Annotated in this window: 8 protein-coding genes and 1 rRNA gene; 8 read left to right on the forward strand and 1 reads right to left on the reverse strand. The window is 41.7% G+C overall.

Features of this window, described 5'->3' with window-relative positions; all coding sequences use genetic code 11:
• Positions 1 to 169 precede the first annotated feature (169 nt).
• The 6 genes from A9970_RS16900 (at position 170) to lepB (ending at position 8,835) form a co-directional block, all read left to right on the forward strand.
• Entirely contained in the window at positions 170 to 2,647 is a 2,478-nt protein-coding gene (locus A9970_RS16900; RefSeq protein WP_182983146.1) for a tetratricopeptide repeat protein, read from the forward strand.
• Positions 2,648 to 2,654: 7 nt separating this feature from the next.
• Positions 2,655 to 4,442: an HSP90 family protein gene (locus tag A9970_RS16905; protein WP_182983147.1), complete on the forward strand. Its 1,788-nt coding sequence runs from the start codon at positions 2,655 to 2,657 to the stop codon at positions 4,440 to 4,442.
• 99 nt (positions 4,443 to 4,541) lie between these two features.
• Positions 4,542 to 5,603: a hypothetical protein gene (locus A9970_RS16910; protein WP_182983148.1), complete on the forward strand. Its 1,062-nt coding sequence runs from the start codon at positions 4,542 to 4,544 to the stop codon at positions 5,601 to 5,603.
• Positions 5,604 to 5,715: 112 nt separating this feature from the next.
• Positions 5,716 to 6,189, forward strand: a complete 474-nt coding sequence (locus tag A9970_RS16915) for a hypothetical protein (RefSeq protein WP_182983149.1) — start codon at positions 5,716 to 5,718, stop codon at positions 6,187 to 6,189.
• 296 nt (positions 6,190 to 6,485) lie between these two features.
• Positions 6,486 to 7,220, forward strand: a complete 735-nt coding sequence (locus A9970_RS16920; RefSeq protein ID WP_182983150.1) for a hypothetical protein — start codon at positions 6,486 to 6,488, stop codon at positions 7,218 to 7,220.
• 37 nt (positions 7,221 to 7,257) lie between these two features.
• On the forward strand, positions 7,258 to 8,835 hold the full coding sequence (gene lepB / locus A9970_RS16925) for a signal peptidase I (protein WP_182983151.1): 1,578 nt from the start codon (positions 7,258 to 7,260) through the stop codon (positions 8,833 to 8,835).
• A 70-nt stretch (positions 8,836 to 8,905) separates the two neighbouring features.
• Here lepB and A9970_RS16930 read toward each other — a convergent pair whose 3' ends face one another.
• A complete protein-coding gene (locus A9970_RS16930; protein WP_182983152.1) occupies positions 8,906 to 9,433 on the reverse strand; it encodes an outer membrane beta-barrel protein in 528 nt (175 codons plus the stop codon).
• 152 nt (positions 9,434 to 9,585) lie between these two features.
• Here A9970_RS16930 and A9970_RS16935 point away from each other — a divergent pair, with 152 nt between their 5' ends.
• On the forward strand, positions 9,586 to 10,335 hold the full coding sequence (locus A9970_RS16935) for a hypothetical protein (RefSeq protein ID WP_182983153.1): 750 nt from the start codon (positions 9,586 to 9,588) through the stop codon (positions 10,333 to 10,335).
• Positions 10,336 to 11,462: 1,127 nt separating this feature from the next.
• Positions 11,463 to 12,304 (forward strand): 16S ribosomal RNA (locus tag A9970_RS16940); the annotation flags it as partial.

The raw sequence follows: 12,304 nt of genomic DNA on the forward strand, positions 1-12,304 counted from the left end.
TATGTATTGCAATTAAGTTGCAACAAATATAGTGAAAAGATTTTAAAAGCAATATAGTTGCATTATAATAACAGAATAGACTGTATGATACAGTGGCAAAGTTTTTATTGCTTTTTGGCGCCTAAAGAGTATAAAAAGCATGTTTTACAAGTAGTACATACGATGATATATGAAGTTAAGTGAAGAATATTCTATTAAAGTTGCCGCATTGCAATCGGCTGAACATCAATTGACAGTTGACCTTTCGAAACGAATTACGCCCGATATATGGCTTGATGTCCTGATTTATTTTGAGCACAACTTGGAGCAGTCCAGTGCGGCTGCACTTTATGATGCATTATTTGAAAAAGGAACTGATTTTGCCGTAAACGTATATCTGAACGAAGAGGATTATTCCTTTTTTATTGATAAAATACGGACAATATTAGAGCGCTATGCTGCGATCAATCCTCATGCATGGGTGGAGCTTGGCTTACAGCATATTTTATGTCGCCGACATGTGGTAGAGAAAGAAAAGGCTTCCCTTTATTTGAAGAGAGGCATCGATGCTGGGGTTGAATGGGCAAGACCCCTTTATCTATACTACAATTATTTAGGTTTGCTGGCCGATATCGACCGCGATAGCGCCAAGGCCGAACTGGATGCACTCGCTTTGGGCGGATATCTTTGGGGAATTGCATATGCTGCCCATATTGATGTCTGGACCGATAAATATGAAGAAGTCTTTGACCGTATACAGGTGCTCAAGCAGTCTCCGGAGAGGAAACTACTGCGCCATTATTATGAGGCGCTACAATTTTACTATGCGCGTAAAGAGGACAAGGAAAAACGCCTGCAAACACTGGAAGAGGGTATTGCGATGGCTGAGTCTCGTTACTGCAGATTTGTGCTGAATGAAATAAAACGTGCGGGGGCGGCTTCCTTAATTGAACAGGAGCTTCTTATACCGGAATATCAAGAGCTGTTTGAATACGGAATGATGGATGCTGCGGTGCAAATAGCACTTATCAAACTTCAGGTATTAGGCAATGACCGTCTGGAAAAACAGGATTTCGAAGAACCGCTGTGGTATCTCCAGAAAGCATATGATTATAATAATAATTATGCGGGCTATCGTCTTGCTTGTCTCTATCTCTATCAGAACGTGCTGCAGGACATCGAAAAGGGATTATCTTTATTGCATCTGCTCGACGAGAAAGATAATTATGTGGAAGCGCAGGTTGAACTTGCTGAAATCCTCCTCGAAGGTCAGTTCCTCCCAAAGAATGAAACATCAGCATTCCAGCGCTTCAGCGCAATGGCGGAAAAAAATATTGCTTACGCGAAGTTGCGCCTAGGCAATATGCTCGAATCTGGTTACGAGGGTTTGGCTCCGGATTACAAAGCCGCCTTTGCTTACTATCAGGACGCTGCAAAAGATAAACTGCCACAAGCTTTATATCAAGTCGGCAGATTCTTAAAATATGGAATCCATAATGATGCGCCTGATCTGGCGGCTGCATTGCCTTACTTCGAGGAAGCGGCAGTATATAATAACGCTACTGCGCTGACTGAAATGGGTTTAGCTGCTGAATTAAAATCCGAACCGGATTATAAATTGGCCTTTGATTATTTCTCGCGTGCGGCAGATCTTGGCTATCCCTATGCCTATTATTTAAAAGGTATTTATTTGGAAAATGATTATCACCAGTCCGGAGCTCCCCAACCGAAAGCAGCTTTTACCGCCTTTGAAACCGGAGCCGGGATGCAGGAGCTAAATAGTATATATGAACTGGCGCGATGTTACCGGGGGGGCATAGGTACGGAGATAAATCTGGACCGGATGATTGCTTTATACCAACAGGCTGCTGAACGAAATCATGTACAGGCTTTGACAGATCTGGGTCTCTGTTATGAGTATGGTTATGGATTGAACCAAGATACATTTAAAGCACAGGAAAACATTAAGAAAGCTGCCGATCTGGGGTTCCCTTATGCAATTTACGTATTGGGACGATATTATTTGACCGGTTTGGTGCAACAGAATGTAGCACATGGTCTTCAGCTTTTGGAAGAGGCAGCACAAAAAAATGTAGCTGAGGCACTCTTGCTGCTTGGCGACTACTTTTTCTTCGACTATGATCAGCGGGAAGAATACGACAAAGGTTTTGATTACTACATGCGTGCCGAAAAACTTGGCTATCTGACGGAGGGAATTGGCATGTGCTATGAGTTTGGTATCGGCGTGGAAGCGCAGCCGACAAAAGCATTTGGATATTATACTCAAGCTGCGGAGCGAGGAAATCAGCAGGCGAGCTACCGATTGGCCCGTTGTTATTATTTTGGAATAGGTACCGAGATCGATAAAGCAGCCGCCTATGGGTATTTTATGGAAGTGGCGCAGCAAGGGAATGTGTATGCCACTTACTTTGTTGCGGTGCAACTGCTGGAAGGAGATGGCGTACCGATGGACCTTCAAGACGGAGTCGAATGGCTTATGAAGGCCGCCGAAGCTGATCATGCTGACGCACAATATAAACTGGCCAACTGTTATCTCATGGGGGACGGGGTAGAAGAAAATGAAGATCTTGCCCTGGAGTGGTTTGAACGGGCGGCAGACAATGGACATGATGATGCTATTCGATTGACAAAGAGAACGAGAAAGTAAGAAAAACATGCAAGAAGAAAAATCCTATTCCTTTCAGGTCAATCTGAAAGGAATGATCGCACTGCTCTCAGAACACCTTTATAGCGATCCCAATACATTTATTCGGGAACTGCTTCAAAACGGCGTGGATGCAATTACAGCATTGAAACACTTGGATGAACGACATCAGGGAAAAATAACGATTGAGCTGCCAGGCACTGAACAGCCGAAGTTTCTGTTCAGCGATAATGGAATAGGCCTAAAGGAGGCCGATATTCATCAATTTTTGTCGGTTATCGGGGAGAGTTCAAAGAGTAAGGACATCAAGGATGCTCAGGACTTTATCGGTAAGTTTGGTATTGGACTGCTTTCTTGTTTTGTGGTCAGCGATGAGATTATTGTTGAAACAAAATCCGCTCTTGAACAACTGCCTCTACGTTGGACGGCTAGAGCTGAAGGGGACTATAAAATCGAGCGTCTGGCAGAAGATATTCCTGTCGGAACACGGGTTATCCTAAGCCCTAAAAAGCAATTCAACTATATTTTTGAAGGGGATTATTTTGAGAAAAAAATCAAGTTTTATGGAGATGCGCTGCGAGAAACCATTTCTATTGTAGTAGGAGGTGCCGAAAAGGTCATCCATAAAGAAGAACCCAAATGGCTTGCTCCATCGATTTCGAAGACGGAATTGCTTGCTATAGGCAAAGAACTCTTTCATGTCAACTTTTTGGATGCAATTCCATTTGAAACGAAGGCGGGTAAGGCAAAGGGTGTGTTGTATATTTTACCTTTCCGTACCCAGTTTAGCAGTAAGCAGCGTCACCGAATTTACTTGAAGCGTATGTTTCTTGCCGAAGAAGATCAGTCTATTTTGCCAAATTGGGCATTTTTTGTCCGGATGCTTGTCAATACAGAGGAACTTAGTGCTACTGCCTCACGGGAGTCTCTGATGAAAAATGATCTATTGCGGCAGGCGCGAAAAGAAATTGCAGCTGTGCTCAAAACGTACCTGCAACAAGTGAAGAAGATAGACTTCGATATTTATATACGTATTATCCAGACACATTATCTCCATTTAAAAGCTTTTGCGCTCGAAGATCCCGACTTCCTGGCTATTTTTTTAGCTGATATCCCGTTTGAAACCAATCGCGGACAGCGGAGTTTCCAAAATATCATCGATCAGCAACAGCAGCTCTATTACTGCGCTGATTTTGAGGATTTCAAACAGATTGACCGTATGGCCGATACACAGGGAATGATTCTTGTGAATGCTTCTTATACCTTTGATACGGAGTTGCTCCGCAGGATCAAACAAAAATATAGCGATTATAAGATAACAGAGATGTCGCCCAATCAGCTCCTGGAAACGTTTCAGCCAATTCATGAAGATGAGCACAATCACTATGTTTCTTTTCAGAAAGAAGTGCAGCGCATTTTAGACGATTATAGCTGCGTCCTTGAAATTAGACGGTTTAAACCGATTGATACGCCGGCTATTTTTACAAAAATGGAGCAAAATAATGTAGAAAATACGATTAGCCAATTAAAGGAAAATGCAAATCCTTTTGCGCAAGTACTCAAGACATCGAGGCCAAATAAGATCCAGAATACGTTATGTTTAAATGCTGACAATGCGTTGATCAAAACGCTAATGGATATAAAAGATGTCTACATGCTTCGTTCAGTTATGGAAGTGCTTTACGTGCAGGCGCTAATTTTGGGCAAGTACCCTGTCCAAGAGCGGGAAATGAAGGTTATGAACGAGGCCCTGAAAAGCCTCATCGTCATGGGGTTGGATAATTTTGTGAATCTTTAAAGCGGTTGAGGGATTTCTACACTAGGTCAGAATTTCCCTTTACCTTTTAGAGAGCTTATTTAAAAAGGAAATATTTCATTAAAAGAAGAGAATAAGAAGATGTATACACTTAAAATTCAGAAACTGCGCAATCAGGTTGCACGCGTAGACAATACCTTTGAGAAGGTTAATCTATTGACACAGGCTATACGGATTGCAGATGAAAACCAAGATATTGAATGGGGATATGACCTTCGTTTAGATTTAATCAGTGAAGAGATAGACCTCGCTTTTTCAACTGAGTCGTTACCCGCATTTGCGTGGATATTACAAGCTTACGATGAAAATCCGGAACTCTTTAATGAAGAAGATTTCTTATGGCAATACAAATGGATGATGTCCGAATTATACGATAATCCTGCTGTCAGCCGTGAGCAGATTGAAGCAGCTTTGGGCGACTTTGAACAACGATTGATCCGCAACGGTTATGGTAAGCGTGCCATATACAATGAGGAGCTGAGTGATGCGCTGGCGCAAAAAGATATTGTCGCTATCGAGCGCGCATTGAAAAACGTAAATGCTATGCAAAGAGATGACATGAGCGATTGTGAAGCCTGTGAAATGGATGCAGAAGTATCAGCAACACTATTACAGGATGGCTATAGCCCAGCAGTCGATAAAGCCTTACCTTTAATTGAAGGCCAGTTTACCTGTTCGCATGTGCCTTTGCGTACGGCAGTGAACCTGGCTTATGAAGGTCTTAAGCAAGGTGATACTGAACAGGCCGATAAAATGGCGCTACTGGCAGAAAAGGAGGTGTTTAAGAAAGAAAAGGACTCCGCAATTTTGATTTCGGCAATTAAACTAGCAACCTATTTTTCCTATACCGATATTGGTAAAGCGAAGGAATGGATCGAACGATTTTTGCCTTGGGCTGATGGTCCCGACAATCGATCCATGTTTCAGTTGGCCTGCTATATCTGTGAAGCCATGAGGAATTTTGGCTCTGATGAATCTTTTATGCTTGAGCTCGGCAATCAGCATAATTTTTTTCAAGGGAAAAATACCTACACCGCTAGCGAATTGGCTAATCATTATGGGAAACTGGCGGATCAACTCGCAGACCGCTTTGACCAACGTAATGGCAATCACAACTTTCGCAATCAGTTAATGTCCCTTTAGCTTGAATGGCTGCAGAAATCCCTGATTTCCGTGATGAAATTCAGTTGTTTTGAAGGCTATCTTTGTGTAAATGAGCATTAAATACTGAAATATATCAACAAAATAGATCAAAATGATTAAACAATTTATTACGGGCATGATGACCGCAGCGGTTCTGAGCCTATCAAGTTGTGGTTCGGGAGAAAAAGATCCTGCAGCATACAACAATTCAATTATTACCGTTATAAACAGTAGTGAAAAACATGTGACAGACATGAATGCCGCCATGAATGGCTCCGATTATACGAAAGCCGAACAGGTCCGCGCAGATTGGGAAAAATCTTTGAATAATGATATCAAGAAAGTCGAAGATCTGGGAGATTTCAAAGGCGATGCGACATTCCAAAAAGCAGTTCTTGATGGCTTAAATGGGTATAAAAAAATCGTTACGGAGGATTATCCGAAATTGATTGAACTCCGAAAAAATAAGACACCTGATGCTGCTAAAGAGTCTGCATTGCTTGAAAATATCAATAAAGCATTTGAAAATATGAGCAATGGTGTCAATCAAGCATCCACAGCATTTGAAAGTAAATATAAAAGTTAACCTTATTGCATGAGCTATTGGGTAAGCCACATCACCGAAAATGATGTGGCTTTGTTTTTTGTAGTACAGCTGTTGTTTGCTTGAGAAACACGGGGTCCTAAAATCTTTGCGCAGTATTGTAGGACAGCACCTAGCAAAACAAAATGCTAACAAACGTTAAAACTCCTAAGGCCGAACTTGAATTTCATATTTTTATGTAGTTTTACATGAAGCTTGGACAGAGAGTGCCGAGTATATCATTAATACAATCAAAATAGGTTAATAGGTTCATAAGCTATTGACAAATACAGACTCCAATGAAAGCCATATCAATTTTAACGGCCGTGCTTTTGTCTTCCTGTGTAGGGATCTCGATGACAGCACGAGCACAGGAAGGCACAAATAAATCAGATTACGTAGTGCTTATGAACGCAGATACCCTTTATGGAAAAATCTCCTCCATCAAGGATCACAAACTCAAATTTGAAAATCAACAGAAAGAGAAACTAACTTTTACCCCAGATCAGGTATTTCGTGCTTACTGGGAGTCAAAAAGAAAAGTCTATGCACCCTCTTATGTCGAAAATGGCTTGGAACCTGTTCAGGGAACTTCTCCACAAGTATTTCAAATAGGTCGATATTATACAGAGGAGCCAACTTTTGCAGAAGTGCTGGTTGATGGAGAAATAATGGTTTATTATGTGTCTAATTTGAATCTCGGTGGTGGCGGCGGAATGATGTTTGGTACAGGCGGTGGAGGTACGATGTTATCCATTGGAGTCAGTAAGTCTAAATATGCCTATGCATTAAAAAAGTCAACCGGCGAGGTGATTGAAATAAATAGCAATACGAATGGACTTTTTAGTAACAGTAAGAAGAAGCGGACTATCGCTTTAGGGCGTTTGATCAATGACGAACCGGAGTTATTCGCAGAATTTGAAAAGGAAAAAAAGTATGATTATGATCTTTTTATAAAGTACCTTATGCGCTATAATGAGATCCAATCTTCAAATGCCTCTTCGGAGGGAAAGAAGAAACTGTTTATTTATTAAGATCTTATATTGACTAATACTGCAATTAAACGAATTTATGATACTTACCATCTTTATTGTATTGACTATAGTCGCAGCCTACGGCTTTTGGTTGCTATTTGAAAAAGCAGGGCGCAGAGGCTGGGAGGGAATTGTTCCTCTTTATAGCCAGTGGATCCAATCGCGCATTCTGGGCAAGAAAACCTGGCAACTTATCCTGTTGTTTGTTCCGATTGTCAATGTTTTTGTCTTTTATAACCTCTACCTCGATTTTATTCATTGTTTTGGAAAGAGAAGGTTTTGGGAAAACTGTGCTGCAGTATTGGTTCCGTTTATTGTACTGCCAATTTGGGGTAGCGATAAAAACGTGCAATTTCTGAATGGTCTTTATGCCAAAAACCTTAAAGCTGCAAATGAGGCAGGTAAGCTGATGACAAAGGACTCTGAGCTGGGAATTGCGCATGAATCGTATATAGATTATAAGAAAAAATACCCCTATAAAAAATCGATGGTGCGTGAATGGGCGGATGCGATTGTGTTTGCAACTGTCGCTGCAACGCTAATTCGTGGATTTCTATTGGAAGCATTTATGATTCCATCGGGTTCTATGCAGCAGTCTTTACTCATTGGCGATTATCTTTTTGTGAGTAAACTAAATTACGGTCCCCGCATCCCCAATACACCAATAGCCTTTCCTTTTGCACATCATACGATGCCATTAATAGGAGGGAAAGCTTTTTCTGAACTTATTGAACTACCCTATAAACGATTGCCCGGATTTCAAGAGATCAAACGGAATGATGTAATCGTTTTTAATGCACCAGCAGGTGATACTGTTGCTGTGGAAAATCAGGATTTGCCCTATTATGATTTGGTGCGTAGCATGGGACGTGAAGCCGTACACCAACAATTTACGATTCAGACCCGCCCAGTAGATAAACGTGAACATTTGATTAAGCGATGTGTGGGAATGCCGGGAGATAAAATCGATATGAAAGAAGGGGTATTGTTTGTGAACGACAAGCCAGGTTTTGTTGCTCCGGAAAGTCAAATGGATTATATTGTGATCACCGATGAGACTGGTCTGGACGAACAGCGCTTGAAAGATATGGGAATAGAAGTCTCTCCCATTCAGCCCGGCGCTTATCTCATCTTTTTAACCCAAGAACAGGCGGCAATGGTGAAATCCTGGTCCAATGTCAAATCCATGCAAATGAACTTGGAAAAACCGGGAGTTGCCCAAGCAAACACCTTTCCAAACGATCCACAATACAAATGGAACTACGATAATTTTGGCCCCTTTGTCATTCCTAAGAAAGGCATGACTATTCCTCTAAATGCACAGACCTTTCCACTCTACGAACGAGCTATCCGGGTGTATGAAAATAACCAGTTGGAAAAGAAATCGGATGGGATTTATATCAATGGAAACCGAACAGATTCCTACACCTTTAAAATGGATTATTATTGGATGATGGGCGACAATAGGCACAATTCGCTCGATGCGCGGGATTGGGGATTTGTTCCGGAAGATCATATTGTCGGAAAAGCATTGTTTACCTGGATGAGCTGGAATGCAGATGGCAATGGGCTTTCCAAAATACGATGGAATAGAATTTTCAAAGGCATCCATTAAAAAAGAAAGGATACTAACAATAAAAGGGGAAATGATTCTAATCATTTCCCCTTTTATTGTTTTAATTGTTCTAGAAATGCAGTGAAAAACCTATTCTTGCGCTGAAAGCATTGATGCCATCGGCATTGTCGTTTAGGCCATGATCATAACGTACTGCCGGCTCTATGGCAATGTTTTCTTTTAAAAATAGGGCATAACCGAGTTGACCTCCGAAAATGAAAGCATTCTCGCCACCACTATTAATACCACCTAGATCTACCTGCACGGGAAATTGATTGATAATATAGTATTTTAATCCCGCTTTATAAATAAACGAATGCGTAGAATTCAATTCGATTTTTTGGCCATCAAAATCGAATACATATCTTTGACCAGTGAAACCTAATCCTGCTTTGACAGCTAGTTTATCTTGGAAAAAATAACCTGCTTCACCGCCTACAGACCAGAGCTGGGCGCCATTGTTGGAATAAAAGCTAAAGCCGGAAGTAGAAAGGCCGGTCAGTGGCGAGAGATTCGTTTCGACCATCCATTTTCCTTTAGAGATCGCTGTTGGAGTTTCTTGGGCCGATACAGTTTGCAAACCCAACAGGGTAAGCATTATAAAAAGACTCTTTTTGGGGGATTCTGTTTAAATAACGAATAAGAAGAGATTATTTTTATTTTTTAATACAACGAACTTGAACGGTTGCATTTTGATTGAGTGCTGCAATTTGTGTAAAGTATAACAACAATACCTTTTGTGGCTGATTTGTGGCTTATGTTTTTCTCGCGCGCTCATTGGCTATTTATGGTGCTAAAGCTGCTACAGGGGTAGTTGCCATTACCACCAAAAAAGGAACAGGCGATAAACCCGTGTTGACGGCGAATATCAACTGGAGAGTAGCTCCGCTAGTACGTAATCAACGTGCTTACGATGGCTCTGGTTTTCTGAAATGGCGAGCAGATGTGGGGCGCGCTGGTGGTAAATACAATCCGGATGGCACATTAAGGCGGATTCCGACAGGTGATAGCGGATTGAATGCCCGTAATCCTTTTCTAAATATGACCTACAATGACCGGATGAACAAGCAGAATACCCTTTTTGCAAGTCTCTTCGCAAAAGTTAACTTGCCTTTTGGTATTACTTATCAGTTCAACTTTAGTCCCGGAATTGAGGTAGGCCACGTACACCAGACACGTCCATTGTTTAATTTCCGTCAGCAGAATATGAATAAACCGAGAAGACAGCGTTCGGATTGGAGCTCCGATCGGATGATGGGAGAGCGTAATCCTGCCGTTCATCAACTGAATTTTGTTAAAACAGCCTGCGAAGTGGCCAAATTGGATTTGACAGATTTATTTGATAAATACGGATTCTTTTTTGTTGGTACGTTGGAATACGACGATTATGGAAAGTATACCTATACCATGACGCAGGAAATGGTTGATGCCTGTCGCCTGGCAATTAAAAACATGAACTTGCCCAAGCCTAAGGCTGATCTTACAGCATTAAGAGATTAGAGCATGTAAACTATAATAACGTCTGACGCTCCGAATCATCTAAATTGATTCGGAGCCTTTTGTTTGGTTGTTATGTTTTTTGAACTTAGTCGTTATTCTAAACGTGTTACAAGCTGAACGCTTTCTCTTGCTCATTTTCTTTGATCCCATAAACCCTCCAAAAATGCCTATATCATGGTGATTCTGGTTGGATGCTGGGACACTTGTAGGGTTATTTACATAATGTTATGTTTATTCGCTTTTATTTAGTTCTTCTTTAAGTTAGATTTTAATTAGTATTTAGTTAGCTTTTGGTTAGGATTTATTTAGCTATAACCTAAGCTATACCTAAACAAACCTTAAGTAAAGTAGTAAAAGAGTGTGTTCATTTAATGGGTAATCCGGAGCGGTGTATGCTCTCATTCTTTTGCTGTGCTGCGGTATTCTTCTGTTGTTCTCTGTTCGGCTATGTTTGCGTTTTCCGATCTCCCTTTGCTATGTCGGTGGGGCAATAGATCCGGCAGGTGCAATTCAGGATGTTTTCGTTGCCTGATGCCGCTATCTGTCCCAATCTGGCGGCCGGATGAGCCATTCCAGCCTTCCGATCACCTGTTTTACAAAAAGAATCTCACACCGTTACAGGTAGTTAAGGATAAAATGAAAATAATAAGAACAAAAGGCTTGGAAGTTTGTTAGTAAACTTCCTATCTTTGCACCACTCCGCAAGGGAGGGACGGTTACCCCGAAAGAGGGAATCATGAAAAAAGAAGGGTTTAAGAGAAGTCTGGCAGGATTTAAAATCCCGCTCAGTTTATTTTAAACGCGGAAATCGAAAAAGAGAAAAGAAAAAAAAACTTCAGAAAGTTTTTGGAAGTTCAAAAAAGATTTCTACCTTTGCAGTCCCAACGGAAACGAAGGGAAAAACAAAAAAGATAAAGACGGCGCAATGCCCTCGGAATATAGCGGATACGGAAGTTGAAGCGCGAAAAGTTCTTTAAGAAAACACAATCATGTAAGCGTGACGAGTAGACAGACGAAAGTCGAAAGTCATGAACAAATTCAAGTAATTGTTCAATTCGATCCAAGATCAGAGATATAAAAAAAGAATTCTGATTATTATAAATAGTTGGAATCAAAAACTTCATTTTACAATGGAGAGTTTGATCCTGGCTCAGGATGAACGCTAGCGGCAGGCCTAATACATGCAAGTCGGACGGGATCCATCGGAGAGCTTGCTCGAAGATGGTGAGAGTGGCGCACGGGTGCGTAACGCGTGAGCAACCTACCTCTATCAGGGGGATAGCCTCTCGAAAGAGAGATTAACACCGCATAACATCAACAGTTCGCATGTTCGGTTGATTAAATATTTATAGGATAGAGATGGGCTCGCGTGACATTAGCTAGTTGGTAGGGTAACGGCCTACCAAGGCGACGATGTCTAGGGGCTCTGAGAGGAGAATCCCCCACACTGGTACTGAGACACGGACCAGACTCCTACGGGAGGCAGCAGTAAGGAATATTGGTCAATGGGCGGAAGCCTGAACCAGCCATGCCGCGTGCAGGATGACTGCCCTATGGGTTGTAAACTGCTTTTGTCCAGGAATAAACCTAGATACGTGTATCTAGCTGAATGTACTGGAAGAATAAGGATCGGCTAACTCCGTGCCAGCAGCCGCGGTAATACGGAGGATCCGAGCGTTATCCGGATTTATTGGGTTTAAAGGGTGCGTAGGCGGCCTATTAAGTCAGGGGTGAAATACGGTGGCTCAACCATCGCAGTGCCTTTGATACTGATGGGCTTGAATCCATTTGAAGTGGGCGGAATAAGACAAGTAGCGGTGAAATGCATAGATATGTCTTAGAACTCCGATTGCGAAGGCAGCTCACTAAGCTGGTATTGACGCTGATGCACGAAAGCGTGGGGATCGAACAGGATTAGATACCCTGGTAGTCCACGCCCTAAACGATGATAACTCGATGTTGGCGATAG

This window comes from Sphingobacterium sp. UME9 (assembly GCF_014170215.1).
In the GTDB taxonomy this organism is placed as follows: Bacteria; Bacteroidota; Bacteroidia; order Sphingobacteriales; family Sphingobacteriaceae; genus Sphingobacterium; species Sphingobacterium paramultivorum.